Annotated in this window: 25 protein-coding genes; 16 read left to right on the plus strand and 9 right to left on the minus strand. The window is 43.3% G+C overall.

Features of this window, described 5'->3' with window-relative positions; all coding sequences use genetic code 11:
* Positions 1-83 precede the first annotated feature (83 nt).
* From rpsP to ACE1CD_RS02855, 9 genes are all read left to right on the plus strand, one after another.
* Positions 84-344 (plus strand): 30S ribosomal protein S16, encoded by a 261-nt coding sequence (gene rpsP, locus ACE1CD_RS02815; protein ID WP_374789396.1) that lies wholly within the window; start codon positions 84-86, stop codon positions 342-344.
* Complete coding sequence (locus ACE1CD_RS02820) at positions 307-723, plus strand: KH domain-containing protein (RefSeq protein ID WP_374789395.1); 417 nt, start codon at positions 307-309, stop codon at positions 721-723. The genes rpsP and ACE1CD_RS02820 overlap by 38 nt, the downstream gene beginning before the upstream one ends.
* A gap of 266 nt (positions 724-989) precedes the next feature.
* On the plus strand, positions 990-1,163 hold the full coding sequence (gene rpsU / locus ACE1CD_RS02825) for a 30S ribosomal protein S21 (RefSeq protein ID WP_374789393.1): 174 nt from the start codon (positions 990-992) through the stop codon (positions 1,161-1,163).
* 181 nt (positions 1,164-1,344) lie between these two features.
* Positions 1,345-2,298 (plus strand): PhoH family protein, encoded by a 954-nt coding sequence (locus ACE1CD_RS02830; protein WP_374821512.1) that lies wholly within the window; start codon positions 1,345-1,347, stop codon positions 2,296-2,298.
* Between the two features lie 208 nt (positions 2,299-2,506).
* Positions 2,507-2,914, plus strand: a complete 408-nt coding sequence (locus ACE1CD_RS02835; protein WP_374789391.1) for a ChuX/HutX family heme-like substrate-binding protein — start codon at positions 2,507-2,509, stop codon at positions 2,912-2,914.
* A gap of 75 nt (positions 2,915-2,989) precedes the next feature.
* Positions 2,990-3,772 (plus strand): DUF6816 family protein, encoded by a 783-nt coding sequence (locus ACE1CD_RS02840; RefSeq protein ID WP_374821446.1) that lies wholly within the window; start codon positions 2,990-2,992, stop codon positions 3,770-3,772.
* Positions 3,773-3,775: 3 nt separating this feature from the next.
* Positions 3,776-4,396, plus strand: coding sequence for a serine O-acetyltransferase (locus tag ACE1CD_RS02845; protein WP_374821448.1), 621 nt, complete (start codon positions 3,776-3,778; stop codon positions 4,394-4,396).
* Positions 4,397-5,053 (plus strand): HAD-IA family hydrolase, encoded by a 657-nt coding sequence (locus ACE1CD_RS02850; protein ID WP_374821451.1) that lies wholly within the window; start codon positions 4,397-4,399, stop codon positions 5,051-5,053. It abuts the gene before it with no gap.
* A 34-nt stretch (positions 5,054-5,087) separates the two neighbouring features.
* Positions 5,088-5,573 (plus strand): low molecular weight protein-tyrosine-phosphatase, encoded by a 486-nt coding sequence (locus ACE1CD_RS02855; protein WP_374789384.1) that lies wholly within the window; start codon positions 5,088-5,090, stop codon positions 5,571-5,573.
* A gap of 141 nt (positions 5,574-5,714) precedes the next feature.
* Here ACE1CD_RS02855 and ACE1CD_RS02860 read toward each other — a convergent pair whose 3' ends face one another.
* Positions 5,715-6,365, minus strand: a complete 651-nt coding sequence (locus ACE1CD_RS02860; RefSeq protein ID WP_374789382.1) for a response regulator — start codon at positions 6,363-6,365, stop codon at positions 5,715-5,717.
* A 124-nt stretch (positions 6,366-6,489) separates the two neighbouring features.
* On the opposite strand from ACE1CD_RS02860, the gene ACE1CD_RS02865 reads away from it, so the two are divergent.
* Entirely contained in the window at positions 6,490-7,254 is a 765-nt protein-coding gene (locus ACE1CD_RS02865) for an HpcH/HpaI aldolase/citrate lyase family protein (RefSeq protein ID WP_374821454.1), read from the plus strand.
* A 284-nt stretch (positions 7,255-7,538) separates the two neighbouring features.
* Positions 7,539-8,213 (plus strand): 2OG-Fe dioxygenase family protein, encoded by a 675-nt coding sequence (locus ACE1CD_RS02870; RefSeq protein ID WP_374789379.1) that lies wholly within the window; start codon positions 7,539-7,541, stop codon positions 8,211-8,213.
* 53 nt (positions 8,214-8,266) lie between these two features.
* Here ACE1CD_RS02870 and ACE1CD_RS02875 read toward each other — a convergent pair whose 3' ends face one another.
* The 4 genes from ACE1CD_RS02875 to ACE1CD_RS02890 all read right to left on the minus strand — a co-directional run bounded on the left by ACE1CD_RS02875 (position 8,267) and on the right by ACE1CD_RS02890 (position 11,883).
* The gene (locus ACE1CD_RS02875; RefSeq protein ID WP_374821456.1) at positions 8,267-9,286 is read right to left on the minus strand and encodes a 3-oxoacyl-[acyl-carrier-protein] synthase III C-terminal domain-containing protein; all 1,020 of its coding nucleotides are present in this window, start codon (positions 9,284-9,286) and stop codon (positions 8,267-8,269) included.
* 239 nt (positions 9,287-9,525) lie between these two features.
* A complete protein-coding gene (locus ACE1CD_RS02880) occupies positions 9,526-11,112 on the minus strand; it encodes a glucose-6-phosphate isomerase (protein WP_374821459.1) in 1,587 nt (528 codons plus the stop codon).
* Between the two features lie 132 nt (positions 11,113-11,244).
* Positions 11,245-11,502: a cytotoxic translational repressor of toxin-antitoxin stability system gene (locus tag ACE1CD_RS02885; protein ID WP_374789376.1), complete on the minus strand. Its 258-nt coding sequence runs from the start codon at positions 11,500-11,502 to the stop codon at positions 11,245-11,247.
* A gap of 162 nt (positions 11,503-11,664) precedes the next feature.
* Positions 11,665-11,883 carry a hypothetical protein gene (locus tag ACE1CD_RS02890; protein ID WP_190463559.1) on the minus strand — a complete coding sequence of 73 codons (219 nt, stop codon included), beginning with the start codon at positions 11,881-11,883 and terminating at the stop codon, positions 11,665-11,667.
* Between the two features lie 362 nt (positions 11,884-12,245).
* On the opposite strand from ACE1CD_RS02890, the gene ACE1CD_RS02895 reads away from it, so the two are divergent.
* From ACE1CD_RS02895 to ACE1CD_RS02910, 4 genes are all read left to right on the plus strand, one after another.
* On the plus strand, positions 12,246-13,370 hold the full coding sequence (locus tag ACE1CD_RS02895) for a branched-chain amino acid ABC transporter permease (protein WP_374821462.1): 1,125 nt from the start codon (positions 12,246-12,248) through the stop codon (positions 13,368-13,370).
* Positions 13,360-14,181, plus strand: a complete 822-nt coding sequence (locus ACE1CD_RS02900; RefSeq protein WP_374821465.1) for an ABC transporter ATP-binding protein — start codon at positions 13,360-13,362, stop codon at positions 14,179-14,181. The genes ACE1CD_RS02895 and ACE1CD_RS02900 overlap by 11 nt, the downstream gene beginning before the upstream one ends.
* A gap of 125 nt (positions 14,182-14,306) precedes the next feature.
* Entirely contained in the window at positions 14,307-14,717 is a 411-nt protein-coding gene (locus ACE1CD_RS02905) for a YciI family protein (RefSeq protein WP_374821468.1), read from the plus strand.
* Positions 14,718-15,181: 464 nt separating this feature from the next.
* Complete coding sequence (locus tag ACE1CD_RS02910) at positions 15,182-16,090, plus strand: iron uptake porin (protein ID WP_374821471.1); 909 nt, start codon at positions 15,182-15,184, stop codon at positions 16,088-16,090.
* Between the two features lie 85 nt (positions 16,091-16,175).
* Here the strand turns inward: ACE1CD_RS02910 and ACE1CD_RS02915 are convergent, their stop codons facing one another.
* Positions 16,176-17,567, minus strand: coding sequence for a hypothetical protein (locus ACE1CD_RS02915; RefSeq protein ID WP_374821473.1), 1,392 nt, complete (start codon positions 17,565-17,567; stop codon positions 16,176-16,178).
* An 86-nt stretch (positions 17,568-17,653) separates the two neighbouring features.
* Positions 17,654-18,520, minus strand: a complete 867-nt coding sequence (locus ACE1CD_RS02920; RefSeq protein WP_374821476.1) for a hypothetical protein — start codon at positions 18,518-18,520, stop codon at positions 17,654-17,656.
* 253 nt (positions 18,521-18,773) lie between these two features.
* Here ACE1CD_RS02920 and ACE1CD_RS02925 point away from each other — a divergent pair, with 253 nt between their 5' ends.
* Positions 18,774-19,202, plus strand: coding sequence for a DUF2358 domain-containing protein (locus tag ACE1CD_RS02925; RefSeq protein ID WP_374821479.1), 429 nt, complete (start codon positions 18,774-18,776; stop codon positions 19,200-19,202).
* Between the two features lie 120 nt (positions 19,203-19,322).
* On the opposite strand, the gene ACE1CD_RS02930 is transcribed toward ACE1CD_RS02925, so the two are convergent.
* Positions 19,323-20,195 (minus strand): alpha/beta fold hydrolase, encoded by an 873-nt coding sequence (locus ACE1CD_RS02930; RefSeq protein ID WP_374821482.1) that lies wholly within the window; start codon positions 20,193-20,195, stop codon positions 19,323-19,325.
* 113 nt (positions 20,196-20,308) lie between these two features.
* Positions 20,309-20,731 carry a peptide chain release factor 1 gene (locus ACE1CD_RS02935; RefSeq protein WP_374789367.1) on the minus strand — a complete coding sequence of 141 codons (423 nt, stop codon included), beginning with the start codon at positions 20,729-20,731 and terminating at the stop codon, positions 20,309-20,311.
* Positions 20,732-20,789 lie beyond the last annotated feature (58 nt).

Raw genomic sequence — 20,789 nt, forward strand, 5'->3', positions numbered from 1 at the left:
TTTGCGCGCTCGAAAGAGTCAGATACGCAAATAAAAAGGTACAATGTTTGTTTAGTCAAAATTGCGAGCATTACTGTTTCGGCATGATCAAACTGCGATTAAAGCGATATGGCAAAAAGCGGGAGGCCAGCTACCGGATTGTAGCTATGCTAAGTACCTCTCGCCGAGATGGTCGTCCTTTGGAAGAACTGGGATTTTATAACCCCAGAACGGATCAAACAGAGCTGAATATTCCAGCGATCGTCAAACGGCTCAAAAACGGAGCTCAACCTACCGACACTGTTCGCCACATCCTGGAAAAAGCCAATGTCTTCGAGCAGGTTCGTGCCTCAGTTACCCAGTAACGGTAAAATCCAGCCCCTGTCCACTATTCCCGACTATGCTGGACTGGTAAAATATCTGCTGCAACCTTTCTTGGAATCTAAGGAATCTTTGAAGGTAGACTGCGAAATATCTTCCAGCAGGCCACGGGTTTGGATTCGTTTAGCTTTTGAAGGAGAGGATAAAGGGCGAGTATTCGGTCGGGGGGGACGTAACATTCAGGCGATCAGAACGACGATCGAAGCAGCTGCAAGTGCGGCTGGGCAATCTGTGTATCTTGATATATACGGCGGAACAACGCTGGAACACGACAGCGGGCCACCAAGTAGATCCGGAACGAGAACGCCTCTGCCTCGCTCCTCAAGCGCCCCCAGGTCTTCTCCCAGACTGCGTTCCCGCTAGGTCGGGAAATCGATCGCGCTCGACCCCTCCCAACTTTGGTTCGCTTAACAGTTTTTCAATTGTGCAGGATAAACTCAGAACCGCGCAATGGTAGAACTGTTAATAGTGGAGGGGATTGTCTAAATAGAAACCGTTTGCACTACGCACTTGCGCTGCTTTCAAAGCAGTCCAAGGTATAAAACAGGCATTTCTGGAAAGACTTGCCAAAAAAGCGTAGCAATCGCCCAGGAAAATCAGTGGGAGAATAAGGAGGTGAACTTAAGCAAGTGTCAGAAGTGCGTTTGGGTGAAAATGAGTCGATCGACTCGGCATTAAGACGTTTCAAAAAAAAGATTCAAAAAGCTGGGATTTTGTCGGAAGTCAAGCGTCGCGAACGCTACGAAAAGCCTAGCCTCCGTCGCAAACGCAAAGCGGAAGCATCCCGCAAGCGTCGTTACTAAACGGGTACGCCACGAGTAACAGCGTGTTGGCCGACTTTGAGGCCGGAAATAAATGATGACGAGATCGGACGCCTGCGATCGCTGCCAAATGGTGCGTCTAATTTCTTTGGCAACATGGCACTGCATCGGGCGTCTTTTTGCAGATTTAGAGACAGGTGAAGTTATCGATGACCGATTGGGAATGGTAGACGGCACAACAATTCAACTGCCGAGTAGAGAAAGTGCGATCGCCCTTAGCGGCGATCGGGAAGAAAATTTGAAAGTCCTAGCGCGGCAAACAGGAGCAACGCTGGTGTTGCGGGGGCAAGAATTACTGATTTCCGGAACGGCGAATCAGGTAGATCTTTGCGGACGTTTGGTGCGATCGCTCGAAGATTTTTGGAAACACGGCAAAAGCATCACCAGTGTGGATATCCTCACAGCTCGTCACGCTCTCGATACCCAGCGTACCGATGAATTGCAAGACTTACAGCGAGACGTTCTCGCTCGCACTCGCCGTGGCGAAGAAATCCGCGCTAAAACTTTCCGACAACGGCAATATATCCAAGCCGTGCGTACCCACGACCTCACCTTTTGCATTGGGCCCGCAGGTACCGGAAAAACCTTCCTAGCCGCAGTGTTAGCCGTTCAATCACTGCTGGCAAATCAGTACGAACGACTCATCCTCACCCGACCGGCAGTAGAAGCAGGCGAAAAACTCGGCTTTCTCCCAGGCGATTTGCAGCAGAAAGTTAACCCTTTTCTTCGCCCTCTCTACGACGCTTTGCACGAAATGATCGAACCCGAAAAAATTGCCAATCTGATGGAACGAGGCGTCATTGAAGTGGCTCCTTTAGCATATATGCGGGGTCGTACCCTCAACAACGCCTTTGTAATTGTGGATGAAGCCCAAAATACCACACCAGCTCAGATGAAAATGGTGCTGACTCGCCTCGGCTTTCGATCGCGTATGGTCGTAACTGGAGACATCACTCAAACTGATTTGCCTCCCAATCAAGTATCGGGTTTGGCGGTAGCACAAAAAATCCTCCAACACGTCGAAGGTATTGCCTTTTGCCATCTATCTCAAGCTGATGTTGTTCGTCATGCCCTTGTTCAAAAAATTGTGGCAGCTTACGAGCAATATGAGCAATAATTAAAAGTCAAAAGTCAAAAGTCAAAAGTCAAAATAAAAAATTCACTGTGAAGACAATGACCGATGACCAAGACAAAGATGTTGCAAGCCTCGCCTTTCAAGGAGAATCATCAAAAAAATTTTCTGAATTTCAAGCTTTTTTCAAGTCATCACCGAACCAATCCAAAATCCTCTCATCCAAAATCCCAAATGGGATGGCAATAATCTTATGGCTTTTAATTTGAAAGAATTTTTGTCAGATTGCGAAACTTTGGGAACACTGCGTTTAATCGTCACCAGCAGCGCAGGTGTGCTGGAAGTACGCAGTGCTATGCAAAAGCTATTCTATGCCGAGTTGCCCAAAGGCAAATATGCCAATATGCACGCCGACTTATTCGAGTTTCACCTGAATATGGATGCCATTAAACGGGTAAAATTTGAAACCGGAGAATCAAAACGCGGCAACTTCACTACCTATGCAATTCGCTTTTTGGATGAAAAAGAGGAACCAGCTTTAAGTGCGTTTCTGCAATGGGGTAAGCCAGGGGAATACGAAGAGGGAAAAGTGGAAATTTGGCATCAGCTACGGGACAAATATGGAGAAGTTTGGGAACCAGTACCTGTGGAGGCTGTTTAATTGATTCTTTTAACCGCGAAGACCCGTAGAAGACAAAGAAGAGTTGTCAGAGGGATTTGCACTTTTGTGCTGATTGTGTTGTCCCTTTTTTGGGCCGATCGAGCAGAGGCTGGTGTACTGGCTGAGAGATTGGCTAAATTTCCTCAGTGGCAGACAAAACCGCCAGTTCAGGCGGTAATTGGAATGGAGGATTTAATTTATCCAGACTGGATAGCAGGGACTTGGAATGTTACCAGTACGCTGGTGGATTTGGTGGCACCATTAGCACCAGAGATTGTGACACCTGGGTTTGAAAATAACCGCCGCTATCTCAATCAACCGATCGCATTTACGGTGCGATTTCCAGTGGTCAGTCATAATGATTTTGGATTTGCAATTTTCAATCCAAAATCTAAAATCCAAAATCTAAAATCCGAGGGTACGGTGGTTGCCGATCGATCTTTTAATGGCTTGAATATAGCGAAGGCAACTTTGGGCGATCGCGCTGTCTTGTCTGTCAAAACTGACCCGCACAACCCCAACCGTCAGACTACCCTACTTTCAGGCTCGCTGCAACTTGTGTCGATCGTCACCAGTAGAGCGAGCGAAATCACCAATGCCAACGAGTTTATTTCGACAGAAGTCAGTCAGCAATTATTTCGCGCTCCAACCATAGGAATGCGTCCCTATTTCAATGAAGTAGAAACGACAACCGCTTACCGAAAGCTTGAAACATCGGACGCATCAATTGAAGCCGATCAAGTGACAGCTATTTATCTGTCTCCCCAAGACCCCAATTATTTTGTCGCAGCCGACAAGCCAGTCGCTCTATATCGCTACCGCTTAGAATTTTTTCCTGCCTCAGTTCCAGGAGGTTAAAATATGAAAAGTTTTTTTAATAAACTTTTTTCATTTTTCGGCTTAATTTTAGCATCTCCGCAGTTGTTATTATTCTACTTATCCAGCGAAAAGGAAGTTATTCTTGCAGACGTAAGAAGATGGGTAGAAATATTTGAGTGGGATAAGCGTGCCGATATTCAAAATTTACTATTTTTAACGATAAAAAATCAAGAGTTTAGAAACTTATATTATTTTAGAATAGCTAAAGGTAACTTACCTGCTAGGCTGCTGCTGAAAGTTATTAAATTATTTTATAAAGAATGCGGATATCTATTGTTAGATTTGTCTAGCAACATTGGCCCAGGCTTGTTTATTCAGCACGGCTTAAGCACAATTATCATGGCAGATATGGGACAAAATTGTTGGGTAAACCAACAAGTATCAATTGGCTATAAAGATAAAACGGGAAGACCTAAAATTGGTGATAACGTCAGAATAACCGCAGGAGCAAAAGTATTGGGCAATATAACCCTTGGCAACAACGTTACTGTGGGAGCAAATGCAGTTGTACTTAAAAATGTACCTGACAATTGCGTCGTAGTTGGAGTGCCTGCTTATATTGTAAAAAAGAATGGTTTGAAAGTGAAAGAAGAATTAGTTTAAATGCAGCAACCAAAGGTAATTTTTTTAGATGCAGTCGGTACTCTATTTGGAGTTAGAGGTAGTGTAGGTGAAGTCTACAGCGACATAGCGCGTCAATTTGGCGTTGAAGTTGCCGCGAAAACGTTGGATAAAGCTTTTTATAATAGCTTTAAATTAAGCGATCGTATGGCATTTCCAGGAGTTGACCCGGAGGAAATACTCAAGCAGGAATATGAGTGGTGGCTAGCAGTGGCAATTCGTGCTTTCAAAGAAGTTGGATATTATCACAAATTTGCCGACTTTTCCAGCTTTTTTGCCGAACTTTATGCCCACTTTGCTACCGCCGAACCTTGGTTTATTTATACCGATGTTCTTCCAGCTTTAGAATACTGGCAGAAACACGGTATTCAACTAGGCATAATATCCAATTTCGATTCTCGGATTTACTCGGTATTGTCAGCTCTCAATTTAGCAAATTTCTTTACTTCAATTACAATTTCTACAGAAGTCGGTGCAGCTAAACCAGAACGAGAAATTTTTATAGCGGGATTGCAGAAACATGAATGTTTAGCTGAGGCAGCATGGCATATTGGAGATAGCTACAAAGAAGACTACCAGGGTGCAAAAGCAGCGGGATTAAGAGCTATTTGGCTGAAGCGACCTGAAACCTTGCTGTAAGATCTACAAAGAAAACTAATTTACCGACTCACCAATGCCCTACAAGCTATTATTCGTCTGCCTGGGAAATATTTGCCGATCGCCTTCCGCAGAAAATATCATGAATCACCTGATTGAGCAAGCGGGACTGAGCGAAAGCATTATTTGCGATTCCGCCGGTACCTCTAGCTACCATATCGGCAGTCCTCCAGACCGACGCATGACCCTCGCAGCGCAAAGTCGAGGTATTAAACTTAGAGGTCAAGCTCGGCAATTTCAAAAGTTAGACTTTGAAGAATTTGACTTAATTTTGGCTATGGATAGAGAAAACTACCAGGATATTCTCTATCTAGACCCAGCAGGCAAGTATCGAGATAAAGTGCGACTGATGTGCGACTTTTGTACCCGCCATACGCTCAAAGAAGTGCCCGATCCCTACTATGGTGGCCCAGAGGGATTCGATCGAGTTATAGATTTATTATTAGACGCCTGTGAGGGTTTATTGCAATATATTACTAACAATCAATTAATCAGGGGCTAGGGGGAGAGTGGGAGAGTGGGAGACTGAGGGAAGCTCTATATAGATTTTCTTCTGTGTTTCTGTTCTCGCGTTTTCCTGCTCCCCCGCTCTCCCACTCCCTCTTCTTTTTGACTTTTGACTTTTGACTTTTATATTCCCCTGTTATTCGACCAAATGTTGTTCCATTGCCACACGAACTAATTCGGCACGGTTGCTAGTAGTAGTTTTTCTCAAGAGACTGCTGACATATTTTTCAATTGTTCTGGCACTAAGATGTAGACGATCGCCTATTTCAGCATTTGACAAACCATGAGAAATCAGAGCGAGTACTTCCTGTTCTCGCTTACTCAACTTACATTCTTTTAAAACCGTCTTAGTTTGATCGAGCAGAGTTGTCGATTTCGTTGATTCTTGCTTTCGGATGATTGACTCAGATTGATCTATCTTACGATAGAGTAAGTTACGAACTATTGCCCCCAATTCATTTATTTCAAATGGTTTGGGCAGATAGAGATCGCACCCCAATTCGTAGCCGCGAATTCGTTCTTCTGTACTTCTTCGCTCCGTTAATAAAATCACGGGCAATAGGCGGAACTCCGGTCGCTGACGAACTTGCCGCACCAGCTCATAGCCGTCCATCCGAGGCATCATGATGTCGGTAATCAACAAATGAGGATGATACGCTTCTACAAATTCCAGCGCTTCCTGACCGTCCTCAGCCGCGATCGCGGAGTAGCCATACATCTCTAAGTATTCGCTGACAAAAAGACGTATTGCCAAGTCGTCATCTGCAACCACGATTATCAAGGGCATGGGAGTAAAGATGGCTAGCCTACTTAACCCCTAGAATAGGTCAAGTCCAGGGTGAAAGTTAGCAACCACAAAGGTTTTTTATCAAGATTTCTTTGCCTGGATGGCAACAGCTTAACACTAACCAATGCGTGAAAACCAACTCAAACGAAAACTAAAGCAGGGCGAAGTCGTACTGGGCCCGTTTGTTAACTGCGCCTATCCCGCATTTGTGGAAATTTGCGGGCACGCCGGATTTGACTTTGCCATTATAGACATGGAACACAGCCCTTTGCACACACTGGTTGCTGAAGACCTCTGTCGTGCGGCAGATTGCGTGGGCATAGCACCAGTGATCCGCGTTCGCAAAAACGATCCACCTCAAATTCAACGTGCCCTGGACATTGGCAGCGCGGGTGTACAAGTTCCTCAAATTGAAACTAAGGAAGATGCCGAAGCTGTTGTTCGCAGCGCTAAATACAGCCCCCTCGGTTCGCGGGGTCTTTCTTTCAACACACGCGCTGGTTTGTACACCGCCGCCGGGACGCAGATCTCAGATAAGCTGAACGAGGAATCTCTTGTTGTCATTCACGTTGAAGGCAAACGAGGCGTGGAGAACATTGAAGAAATAGTCAGCGTGCCTCACATTGACGTTATCTTTCTTGGCCCTTACGATTTATCCCAGTCGCTAGGCATTCCCGGACAAGTGCGAGATGCTCGTGTAGTTGAACTGATGGAGAAATGCGTTACCGCTATCCGCAACGCTGGGAAAGTCGCCGGTACATTTGCCGACAATCCTGAAGCTGCGAAGCTGTGGATTAAAGCTGGGGTGCAGTATGTTGGGCTTGGTGTAGATGTTGCCATTTTCTTGCGGGCGTGCCAAGCCTTAGTGAAAGCAGTGCGTGAAAGCTAGGGGCTAGGGGTTAGGGGCTAGGGATTAGGGGAAAGAGGGAGAGGGAAGAGGAATTTTGACTTTTGACTTTTAGCTCCCCCACTCCCCCACTCCCCTGCTGTGGTGTACTAGAAACGCAGTTTCTAGTCCCGCAGCCTTATTGAGTTTTTTGGAAACCTTTATCATAACTTTGCATTTTTTGTAGTTTATTTAACTACAGTTTACAAAAATTTGTTTTATACTTGGGCTATAGACCTCTTAAGAAGAATTTTTTAAGGGGATCAAAGCATAAGGAGTAAAAAAAAATGCAAACTTTATTGGGGTCTACAGAATCCCCATATGCTATTAGCTTTGCTTTAGAGAAAATCGACTCTATCAAACTAGAGGGATTTAAACTATTCTTTAGAGACCTTCCAGTCGATCCTTTTATAAAAGGTAAGTATCGCTTCCGGAGACTATCTCGATTCAAAGTAGTTGGGAATGAATTAATCAAACAACCTCACGGTTACTTGTTCCAAAGCAAGCAATACAATCCTTTGGTAGGCGATGTCAAGCGAGAGTTTGCGGAATTAGATGATGCACTTGCAGAACTGGATGAGTTTAAAAAACTTGTTTTGGAATTCAGAGATTACTGCAAGCTTAGTTCTGGTGTTGAAATAGGTATTCATCAAATCCGAACAACTTGTTCGCCAAATAACTTCGGCAACCCGGCACCCGAAGGTATACACAGAGACGGTTGCGATTTTATCGGTATTTTCTCCGTAGATAGAGAAAATATAGAAGGCGGCGAAACGCATTTATATGTGGCGAAAAAGGAAAAGCCTGTTTTTAAGAAAGTTCTTCATCCAGGAGAACTGTTGCTGCTGAACGATCGCGACTTTTTCCATTTTACCACTCCCATTAAACCGACAACGGTGGGAGAGGGAACAAGAGACGTTTTTGTCCTTACTTACCCCAGTTTACTTCACGACTTCATTTAAAAGTAGGGTGGGCAATGCCCACCTTACCAAGTTTTCGTAAAAATACACTAGAGTTAATATTTTAAAACGATCGCTGCCCAAGAAAAGCCTGTGGCGCTATTTGCCAATACTACAATATTTCCGCTTTTTACTAAATTTTGTTCTAAAGTTTTTGCCAAACCGAATAAAGTATCGGCAGCACCCATATGTCCGTATTCTGATAAAGAAACAAAAGTATTTTTCTCTGTCAAACCAAGAGACTGGAGAATACTGTTAGAAACTTTTTTCTTGACTTGGTTTGTAAATATAAAATTTATATCTTTTGAAGAATAACCGCTTTTATGTAAAGCAGTTTTTATGACTTCTAAATAGTTATTTAAATAAATTTCAGAGAAAATCTTTTCTAGTGTCTTGGGATGCTTTACAGTTAAATAGTTCAAATTGCGATCGTACTCATCTTTACAGTCGAAAAACTTGGTTCCGCCTCCTTCAACCTTGACATAATCGGCTAATTTGCCGTTAGTAATGCCATGATAGGCTAATATTTGATTGGTAGTTTCGCCTTTTTTTAAAACTGCTGCTGCTGCACCGTCAGCCATAATAAATGTTGATAGGCAATCTTTATCGGCATAATTAAGAAGTACAGATAATTTATCGCTACAGACTACCAGCGCGTAATGAGCATCGGGATTGGCAAGCAACATATTACTGCAAATATGAAGCCCCAGATTTCCACCATTACAAAAGTTCCTCACTTCAAAGGCAAAAGCATTTGTAGCACCAATTTTATCTTGAACCTTAGCCGCAGGAGACCAAAAACTGTAATCGTAGTGACCTGCACCGCAAAAAGCGATAAAGTTAATTTCTTGAGGAAGAATTTTTGCTTGTTCGATCGCATTTAAGGCCGCCTTAACCCCCATATCGCTGGGATGCTCGTCCACTTCTGCGATATGTTTTTGGTGCATTCCGATTTTTTCTATAAAAACGGATACTGGAAAATTTGACAGCTGAGCTATTTCCTCGCTGGTTAAAACCCGCGAGGGAATATAGTATCCTATGGCTGCAATTCCAACTGTGTCTGTTTGGTTATTCACCTGCTTAATTCCGAGAGTGGAAGCTCCTCCCCTTTCCTAATGGGGATTGTCTCACTTCATTTAGTTTAGCTGGTGTTTTATCTTGTATCTGCGCTTTGCTTTTACTCTAGTGCGATAAATTTAAAATTTTGTTACATAATTTGCAAAATATAGCTAATATGTGATATGTAAAGCCGATAATTTTAGTCGGGTTTTAATTAAACAAAAGCGAGTAGGGTGGGCAGTGCCCACCCTACAAATCAATTGGCAGAAACGGTTAAGCTGCCCGGTTGACGGGGATTGCCCTGTAGGACTAAACCGCGCCGATTAGCGGCTATATGACGCAATATCTTGTAAATTGCTTCTATTTCGTCGGTTGCACCTGCTTTTTCAGCTAACTGGGTCAGAGAGATGGGTGCTGATTCCTGCTTGAGTACCTGCATCACTCGTTGCTGTAAGTCTAGAATGGCAGCAGCAGCTTTTTTACCGGCTTCTACCCCTGGTTGGTGGTAAGCGTTGATGTTGACTAAGAAACCGTACAAACCGACGGCGCGATCGTACAGTGCAATTAAAGCACCTACCGTGCGAGCATTCACTTCGGCGATGGTGAGAGTAATAGAATCTCGCTGATTTTCGTAAAGAGCTTTGCGGGTTCCCTGTAAAAAACCGGAGAGGTAATCTCCGGATGTGATTCCAGGTTCTATTTCTAGGGATGACCCTTGACGATCTTCGAGTACTTCAATAAAAGTAGCGAAGAAATTGGGGACACCTTCCCGCAGTTGCTGAACGTAGGCGTGTTGGTCGGTCGAACCTTTGTTGCCGTAGACGGCGATACCTTGATGGACGACATTACCGTTGAGGTCTTTTTCCTTACCCAAGGATTCCATCACTAACTGCTGGAGGTAGCGGCTAAATAGCAGCAGACTGTCTTTGTAAGGCAGCACTACCATATCTTTTTCGCCTTTGCCGTTGCCTGCGAAATACCAGGATAAGGCTAGCAAGGCAGCTGGGTTATTTTTAATTTCGGGTATGCGGGTGGCGTCGTCCATTTCTTTGGCACCGGCAAGCATGGCGCGAATGTCGATTCCCTGTAAGGCGGCGGGAAGTAAGCCTACAGCTGACATTTCCGAGGTGCGTCCTCCTACCCAATCTTCCATCGGGAAGGTTGCCAACCACCCTTCCGATCGCGCTTGTTTGTCTAGATTACTGCCCACACCGGTGATGGCGACGGCGTACTGGGAAAAGTCGAGATTCTTGGCAGCGTAGGCTGTTTTGACTTCGATCGTGCCGTTGCGGGGTTCTGGGGTTCCTCCCGATTTGGAGATCGACAGTACCATAGTGCTGCCGAGTCGGTCTTTCAACTTGGTGAGGATGCGATCGATTCCCGCCGGATCGCTGTTATCGATAAAGTGAATTCGCAGGGGTGGAAAATCTGGGGCCAAGGCTTCGGCGACGAATTGAGGGCCAAGTGCCGAACCGCCGATGCCGATCGAAATAATATCGGTAAATAGAGGAACGGATGGGGGATGAATGTCGCCGTTGTGAACTTTGCGGGCAAAACTTTCGATTTTGTCGATCGTTTCGACAATATCTTGTTTGATTTGCGGTGTTGGGGCAAGACCCGGGTTTCGCAGCCAGTAGTGTCCCACCATACGGTTTTCGTCGGGGTTGGCGATCGCACCTCCCTCCAAAGCCGCTATATCCTGAAAAGCCTTCTCAAACTTGGGCTGCATTGCCTCGACGAAGGCGTCGTCAAACCGCATCCGACTGACATCGAGGTAAAATTCGAGTCCCTTATGATAATATAGCCAGTCTTGGTAGCGTTGCCAGAGTGCAGCTGCGTCCATAGCAAATACCATCGTAAATTCTTTTTTTCCATCAACAGTTTAAGGGGATTGGGGATTGGCGATGCCGAAGGAAATAGGAAAGATAAAAATTTCTACAGATCTGCCCACTCCTGAGTCCCCCTCCCCTATACCTTATATGTCCGGTTTGGGGAGAACGCGCAGGAATTTAACGATATGGCCGGTCAATTCCACGGCTATTATGTAGTTGTCTACCGTAAATCGATAGAAAATGCCCTCTGAATCGAGGCGTTTTAGCTCTGGCAAGTCTTTAATGTGATTAATATGTTTAAATTTTTCAAAGACCATATCGTAGACCTGCTCGCGAGCTGCGAATTCTAAGTTTTTGAGATCGATTATAAAGGATCTGGCGTAACGTACATCTAGGGACACGGGTCATTTACTCTAACTGCAAACTGTGGATGATTTGCCAATACCTCAGTACTTACGTAAAGATGCCCCTGGCCAATTAAAATAAGGGTTGTTGCAACGAGCATACCCTTGAAATTTTGTAAATAGCACGTAAGTCCAACTCTATCCAAAGCTGAAGAAAATTTATGGCAAGCGCAACACTCGCACAGCTTCTTCGTAATTCATGGTATCACCAGGCTGAACCTGACGCTTGGCTTCGTTAATTGCTTTAATCGTATAAAGATCGCAATAAACTTGCTGTAGCACACGCCAAGCAGTTTCTAGGTCTTCATCAGCTAATTGCTCGATTAATCCAGATAGTTGGTAAGTTAAGCGGTGCAGTCTACTTTTGAGAACATTCATATATACAAACCTGGTAATATTGTTTGAGAAATTGGGCATAAGAATATAATTTCACATGATTAGAATTTATTTAGATAATTTGGAAAATAGAGAAGGTAAAGGCGAGCAAGTATTAAGGCACCTTATCTGTGCCGCTGCTACCTGGTAGGCAAAAGAATTATAATTCTATAGTTTATAGAAAGTAGGATTCTGTGTTGATGGAAAATCCACACACAAAGAAAATTCCTTGTCGATACTGACTTCTACCGGTCTAGGGTAAAATGCGTTAGCGTAGTCTGCTTACGAAGGCGGATTCTCCCAAGAGATTTTTTTGGGTTGATGAGGCATTATCCTGTTTTGCCATTGTATCTCTGAAAGTCTGCATGGATATCTCACCTGGTTATCTAGTTTCCCTGACGATTTTTGCGGCGATATATGCCCTGTTCGGCTTGGGGCTGAATTTACAGTGGGGCTTCACGGGTTTGATTAATTTTGGCCACGTCGCTTTTATGACGCTGGGAGCCTATACCACGGTATTGTTAAGCTTGCAGGGAGTGCCTTTGTTGGTTGCGCCGATCGCAGGTGCGGCTTTGGCGGCATTGTTGGGGCTATTGATGGGTATATCAACGCTGAGATTGCGAGAAGATTACCTGGCGATTGTGACGATCGGCGTCTCGGAAGTGATTCGGCTGATTGTGAATAATGAGGATTTGCCGATCGGCAAGGAATGGCGATCGGGAGTATTTGGGATACAAGGTTTTCCGTTACCCCTGGATACGTGGAATCCGAATTTGTTGATGAAGTTGCTGGCGATTGCTTTACTGACGGCGATCGCAGCTTTGGCACTTTGGCAGCTGTGGCGGTGGATCGACAAAGAGTGGCGACAAGGAAAGTCACGAGGCGTAACCCCTATCGGTTCTCTATCGCTGGGAATTGCAGGTGCGATTTTAGGCTTGGTAGCTTACGTTGCTGAGGCGATCGCACTGTATAACTACACTTACAAGGCTGGTTTAATGCTGCTCGTCCTGGTAGTGCTGACCCTGATATTCTGGGGATTGGGACGATTGGTAAACTCGCCTTGGGGTAGAGTTCTCAAAGCTATCCGCGAAGATGAAGAAGTTGCCAAGGCGCTGGGAAAAAATGTTTTTTGGTACAAGCTACAATCTTTGATGCTGGGAGGCGCGATCTCCGGTATTGCGGGTGCTTTCTACGCTTGGCAGCTAGCGACAGTTTACCCGGATAGTTTCCAGCCGCAGATTACTTTTGATGCGTGGACGATCGTCATTCTGGGCGGGGCGGGTAACAATGTGGGCACTTTGCTGGGAGCGATTATTTTTTGGACTTACTATGAAGTAACTCGTTTTGTGCTACCCGGAATTCTGCCTCTGGATGATGCGCGTTTAGGTGCTTTTCGCATTATGGTCATCGGTTTGTTGCTGATCGTGCTGATGATGATGCGACCGCAAGGTATCTTAGGCAAAAAGGAGGAACTAACTCTTGGCAGATAATGAGGAAATCTTGACACAGGTGGAAGACCAAAAACGACAGCCCCACCCTGCCAAAGCGCCTATACTTGCTGCTAGCGGACTTGTGAAGAGTTTTGGCGGTCTCACAGCTGTGGACAATGCGACGATCGAAGTCGGGCAAGGTAGCATCACAGGGTTAATTGGGCCGAATGGTGCGGGTAAAACTACTCTGTTTAACTTGCTTTCTAATTTTATTCGTCCCGATCGCGGGCGGGTAATTTTTGATGGCGAACCAATTCAACAGTTGCAGCCGCATCAAATTGCCCAAATGGGTATGGTTCGCACTTTTCAGGTGGCGCGGGTGTTATCCCGACTGTCAGTGATGGAAAATATGCTCTTGGGGGCGCAAAAGCAAACTGGTGAAAATTTCTGGAATGTTTGGTTGCAAGCTAAGCAGGTAATTGACGAGGAAAAACAGCTGCGGGAACGGGCGATGAGGATTCTGGAGTCGGTGGGATTGGTTCACATGGCTGGCGCTTATGCGGGTGCGCTGTCTGGGGGACAGCGCAAGCTGCTGGAAATGGGGCGGGCGTTGATGACCGATCCCAAGTTGATTTTGTTGGACGAACCGGCAGCTGGGGTAAACCCGACGCTGATCGATCAAATTTGCGATCGCATCTTAATGTGGAATCGCGAGGGCATGAGTTTTTTGATTATCGAACACAATATGGATGTGATTATGTCCCTGTGCGATCGCGTCTGGGTATTAGCTGAAGGTCGTAACCTTGCTGATGGAACTCCTGCTGAAATTCAGAAAAACGCGCAAGTTTTAGAAGCTTATTTGGGGCAGTGATGGCGATCGATTTGAGGATATATTTACATCGTCGATCCGCTCTCAATATATAGCGAAACCAGCTTCACCCCAACTTATAGAATATCAAAAGCTTTCCACAACATGAAAATCTGCAAGCAAAAATTATGAGTACGAATGCCGAAAACGTTCAACGCGAAAGAATTGAAGCTGCCAAAATTATCGAAGCCTCCAGTAACTCTTTGCGAATGCAGCTTTATGTTGTCACTTCAATTGCTCAAAATATGGAGCTAGTTAAACAAAATATACCAGATCATCTCACTTATCTCAAAGATCTAGAAAATCAAAATGTCCTTTTTGGCGCTGGGCCAATGTGGACAGATGACGGTCAGTTTTTTGAGGGAGATGGTTTGATGATCTTGCGAGCAAATTCTCCCGAACACGCACGGGAAATCGCCGCAGCCGATCCGATGCACACTAGCGATGCCCGTACTTTTACTGTCCGCCCGTGGTTACTCAATGACGGCAGTATCACGATTCGGATCACGCTCTCGGAACCGCAAAGGGCTGTGCTGTAAGTTCTACAAACAATATCATATAAAATCCAGTTTTATACCCACTTTTTAATTGTTGGGATAAACCTTGTAGATTGGGCATTTGGGGCTGCAATGCTTTAAAAGCACCCCCAGATACCCAGCCTGTAGAGACGTTTCATGAAACGTCTCTACGTGATTTATATTTGTGCTTTTGTCAAGTCGTAATATTACTATATTTGAAATAGTTCGACAAAAATTATATATAGCAACCGCCAAGGCGGTTAGGACATTCTTAGTTCCTGAAACCCTTGATTTGACGAGCTTCTTCCCCGACGCACTAGCCCCGACGCCCTAGTCCCTAGCTATATTTAGCAGCAGTACAAACACGTAAGTAATTGCCGTAAGTTAAAATCGCAAGAGACTCTAACGTGAAGAAAAAGTCCTGCTAGGCTTTATACATCAGGATTTCACTAACCCAGAGATGTCCCCAGGTGCGAGGATAAACAATGCCGAAATTTTTTTGGGAAAATTTACCATTTGGTTCTGCTGCATTCATCAATGTTCTACTAATTGCCAGCTTTATGCAGGTAACAGAATCTCTAGCAGATGCGAGTAAAGGTTTTAGTCCTTATTCATCCTCTTTCTCTGGGGGGGATGAAGAGGATGAAGCGACTGATTTTTTAGAATCTGTCACGGATTGGGGAAAAAGCGATCGTACCGCTTTCTCAAGGGAAGCGAATTTTGACGTGCGATCGGCTAACGAAAAAGAGGGTATAGCAAACGAGAGTTTTGCTTGGCTTTCAGAGGTACAACCAACTGATTGGGCATTTCAGGCGCTGGTATCTCTGGTAGAACGATACCATCTTTTTCACATTTATCGGCAGCACAGCTATGGGGGCGATCGAGTTTTAAATAGATATGAATTTGCAGTTCGCTTAAATACCTGTTTGGAAAACATTCAAGAACTAATTGCCTTAAACGCTTGCGAAGTACCTAGAGAAGATTTGAAGATAGTGCAGCGATTGCGGCAAGAATTTGCAGCGGAACTTGCTATTTTGTACGGCGGAATAGACACCTTAGAAGCACGCACTACCAAGTTAGAAGCCCAGCATTTTTCTAGAACCGCAAAGTTCAATTGTGAGGCTACATCAAATCTAGATGATAGTTGCGATATCGAGGTTTCTCTTCTTAACAAGATGTTTTTTGATTATCGGTATATCCAAGTCCCGCAAAGCCTGAAAATTTATGGGGAAGCCCGCCCAATCGATAAGATTTACATTCGCGATCGCATTAAATTTTTCTTAGATTTTGCCCCTGAAGCTATTTCTAAGTTTCTAGCTTACAGCAATTCCAGCCAAATGTACGCGAATTCCTATTCGCCTTGGAGTGGTATCGATACTTTTTATGAAAGCTGAAAACTCGGAAAAGTTACGATCTATGCTTCTCCCGGATTAACCAGTCCCTAAAACTAAGGTTTTCACTAATACGGGAGAGGTTTTATTATCCATTGAAATTCATAGATTTTCTCATGGCGATCGCACTTTTTATTTGTTCTAAAACATTCCCAGAATTGGTGAGCAATTCCTGTTCTGTAAAGTGTAAAGTGAGAAAACCTCTGATATTTTGTTGCATCAATTTACATTTAAATTTTAGTTCATCAGAACTATCCCATCTTTCTCCTCGTATATAATTTTCATCTCTACAATAGACTATTATTTTATAAGCTTCAAATTGTAAGACTGTGCAACTTGCCAGGTTATTTTTCGGTGTATATCTTCCCACTTGAGGAACGGGGAAATTTTGCCGTTCCATAGCATTTAAAAGACCTATAATTATCGGAGAAATTTCTGATGGTAAGGTTAAATTTGGCCATACGTCCTGAAATTCAAAATTTGTTATTGATATTGCGTTAGGTTGTAATAATACAGGTAAATCTGTATTGGCATTATCTACTTTTGGAGTTTTTGGTATATCCGGCTCTATGATTGTTCTGGAGGAAATTGTGTTGATATCCCGTTCTATTGCTTCCTTGCTTTCTAACTTGGCAATAATGAAATTACTAATTGATTCTTCTATAGCAGTAAACTTTTCAAAAAAAACTTCACTTTTAGGAGTTAATTCTTGAAACATTTCCTTAATTTGCTTAAAATTGTCTTTAAGTTTTCCTAAAGAACCCAGATGATTTTGATAAACAGAAATTTTATCTTTTAATTCCTGGATATCGCGCCCATATATAAGCTGGCTTTCTTCCAGTAATTGCCGTAATTTAGTAGCTTCTTCTCTCGCGATCTCAGCTTCGGTACTGAGTCTTACTTTTTCGTCATCTCCGTAGGGTACCGGATCGATCCCATAAACGCTTACTATTTGTAAATTTCGCCATGCAGAGCTAGCCCTATTTCCAACAGCACTCATTCCTTTGGTTAAATAAAGAATAAATGTTGAAAACGAAGCTCCGATCATAAAAGATGTGACTAAATTCAACAGGATGTTAAAATCTCTAGACTGGTTACTTTCTAAAAAAGCGAGAGCTGTCAGAAAAAGATCTGCTAGAAATACTACCCATATAGTCGAAAAATTTTTACCTATGACAGGTAAGATAAGTTTTAACTTTTCGTTTAAGATATTTGACTCATCTATCAAAACAGTTATAGGTAGAGTTGCCGTAGCAATAAAACCGAGTAAGTTGTTAGTAGGAATTCCGAATACTTTAGCTCTGTCTGGAATGTTAAATGTTGTTTTAAAAAAGTTATCGAGAATAGCAAACTGGGCAAAGCTAAAGAAAACTAGCACTAACAATACTAAACAAAGTAGAATTATCCACAATCTGGTTTCATCCCGGTATTTCTTTTCAAGCCTTGGTATCCTAGAAACAGGTTGGCTCTCTTTACTCATAAAATATCGATGGGTACAGCTTTAGGGTAAGGTAGGAGTGGGTTTAATCTGACAATTTCTGGTGGGCTTGGTTGCTAAACTCACCCTTATTTGTCAGAATTAGTATTACACTTATTTGGTTCTGTCGGATCGACTAGATCTTGGGGAACGGCACAGTAACCAGATTGCGGGCTGGCTTGATATCCTTGAGCGTCTAGCTGAACCATGTTCTGTTCAAGCTCTCTATTGTAGTGTACTCCTCCCATCTTGTCTATATCGTTAAGCTCGCTAGCAAGGCTGGGAGAAACTTCTTTACCTGGGTAAAAGATATCGCTACTTTCTGGATTATCCTCTTCTACCGATCGCAAAACTTCAGTTAATTCTGGATTCCCCCGTAGAGCTTGTTTATAAAATCCTCCTACCCGATTCCATGTGTAGGGTTTAACCCATATTTCGGGATTTTTTTCAATTAATTCAAATGGAATCGAAACTATAAAAATTATTTTTTCAAGTTCGTCAGAATAAATATCTAAATTTTTTTCAAAGCTTAAGTGAAGAACTTGTTCTTCGTTTTCAATGCTCCACTTCCAAGCCAAGCAAGTATCGTACTTTGTATAAACCCACTGCCCTGCTATTTGGTCGATACGTCCAACAAAAAATCGGTTGCTTTTATTAGAAACACTAATTATTGTAGTAATCTTTGGAGCGGACTGATTTCCTTTAAAGGTGATGGGTTTTCCAGTTTCGCTTTTGAGGTTATCTGGAACTGATAAAAATATTTTTTTAGGTGGACAAGTTCGGTCATTAAAAATTTTATTGTAAATACGCTTTTTTGATTGTACGCTGATGGCTTCTCCACTCGTCACTTGGAACTCGCAAGGATGGCTGCGTAATTTTACGCCTAAAAAAATTACGCTAAAAAATGCTATAATTGCTAGGATTTTGGATATAGTTTTCATAATAATATCTAGCAATGCGATCGCGTTCTGAATTGCCTCTATGGTAGCGCGATCGCTGTCCGCTATTGCGCGGAGAGGGAAGCTTTTTTTCAAAAAAGCTTTTACCAATTTGGCCGCCAGCGCTAAAGCAACCTCTGCCTTTCCTTTTCACCTTTGCGCTCTTCTATACTATGCCGTGGTAAAATACTACAGCTTTGGCTCGGTTCTGGGTAACTACCCAACCTCGCCCTATACCATTTTTAATTTTTCCAGATGGTGGTCTGAGCCCGTGGAATATCGATCGCAAGTGGAACAAATAGTAAATACACTCAAAAAAGACCTACCGACGCTTTTTGAGAAAGACATCTCCTACGATATTTATAGCCAAGATATCTACTTTCAAGACCCCGTTAACAAATTTAAAGGAAAATTTAATTATCGCATTATTTTTTGGACGCTCCGATTTCACGCGAAACTATTTTTTACGGAAATATACTTCGATCTCCATGACGTGAATCAGACAGAGCCGGACATCATTTTGGCCAATTGGACTGTGCGCGGCATTTTGCGTCTTCCCTGGAAAGCTCGCATATTTTTCAATGGCTACTCTACTTACAAACTCAACAAAGATGTTTTGATATACGAGCATATTGACACCTGGGATCGCCCTCCTAGCGAAATTTTGAAACAGTTCATTCGCAAGGGAGGAGAAAGCTAGCGCCGCTATGCAGAAGTAAAAAATCAAAATTTAACATTCAAAATTTAAAATTCAAAAATATTTTGAATGTCAGGCATTCAGCTACTTTCGGCTTGCTGGATTAGAGCCAGTGCAAATAAATTAAGAACTATAATCGGCAAGGAATTCTCGCATATACTGATTTACAATTTCGGGTCTGTCTTGCTGTACCCAGTGGCTACAGTTGGGGATGTACTTAATTTGAAAATCTCTGACATAAGCTTCTGTACCATAGGTGAGTTCTTTGCCAAGGGCTGTATCGTTTTCTCCCCAAATCATCAGTGTAGGAACTTCCAGTATTTGCCAGACTTTTTTGAGCGATACCTGCCGAAAAATATTGCGATAGTAGCTCAACATCGCTGCGATCGCACCGGGTTTGGCAGCGGCAGTTCTGTATGCTTTGATATCGGTTGGCGCGAAGTTGTTTTTGTTAAAAGCCGTTTTAATAAAAACTGATTTAATTGCTTTATAATCGGATAAATGCAAAACAAATTCCGGTAGGAAAGGTAACTGAAAAAAGAAGATATACCAGCTACGCAACAACTGTTGGGGATTTATAAAAGCCCGGTCAAATTTGGCAGGATGAGGTACATTCATAATAATCAATCGCTCTACCATTTCCGGATAAGTGTAGGCAAAATTCCAAGCGATCGCAGCACCCCAGTCATGCCCTACAAGCACGCATTTTTGGTAACCTAATGTCTCGATCGCACCCTTAACATCTTTGATAAATTCATCCATCACATAAGCAGATTTATTTGTCGGCTTATCGCTGTCATTGTATCCGCGTAAATCAAGGGCGACAACCTTAAAATCCTCAGAAAATTCTGGAATTTGATATCGCCAAGAATACCAAAATTCAGGAAATCCATGTAGCATCAGCATCAGGGAACCTTCTCCCTGAGTTACGCAGTGCAGTTTTATGCCATTAGTAGTAATATAATTGTGCTGCCAGGAATTTTCTATAACAGACATCGATATTTCCTAAATAAATGGTAGGATGGGCAATGCCAACCGTCGAGAATGAAAAAAGGTAACAGGCATTTTGGTGGGCATTGCCCACCCTACGTTAAATTACAACCAGCGATTTATCGCCACCAGTATCGCTGACCTTGCCAAAAAATGCCAATGGGAAGACCCATCAACTGATTTGGATTTTGTTTGAAATTCATGAGAATGGCTGGTAGAGGGAAGAGTAACTTGAAAGCAATAACTAAGGCTACACAGGGAATTAACGCCCACAAAACACCGGCATTGATTCTGACTTGCGGATAAAATCGTTCAAGTAAGTAAACTGCGAGTACACCCACGCAAGCAGCGACGAGAAAATTCATGAATACACCAGTAGAACCTGAATATATAAAATTTAGCGTTGTTTCGACTATAGAAGAGTATTTCAGCCCTAAACCTACTAGCAACTCTACAATGACAACAATAAGTGTGGTGAGGACAGAAACTTGTAATAAAGATGACCAAGGCAGGAGTTTTAAGCTACTCAGAGGATCTCGCATATTGTTTCCAGCTATGAGATTGATTTAATTTTATCTTGACTGGCGCGTTTCCAGTAGC

The sequence above is a fragment of the Aerosakkonema sp. BLCC-F183 genome (assembly GCF_041929145.1).
Taxonomy (GTDB): Bacteria; Cyanobacteriota; Cyanobacteriia; order Cyanobacteriales; family Aerosakkonemataceae; genus Aerosakkonema.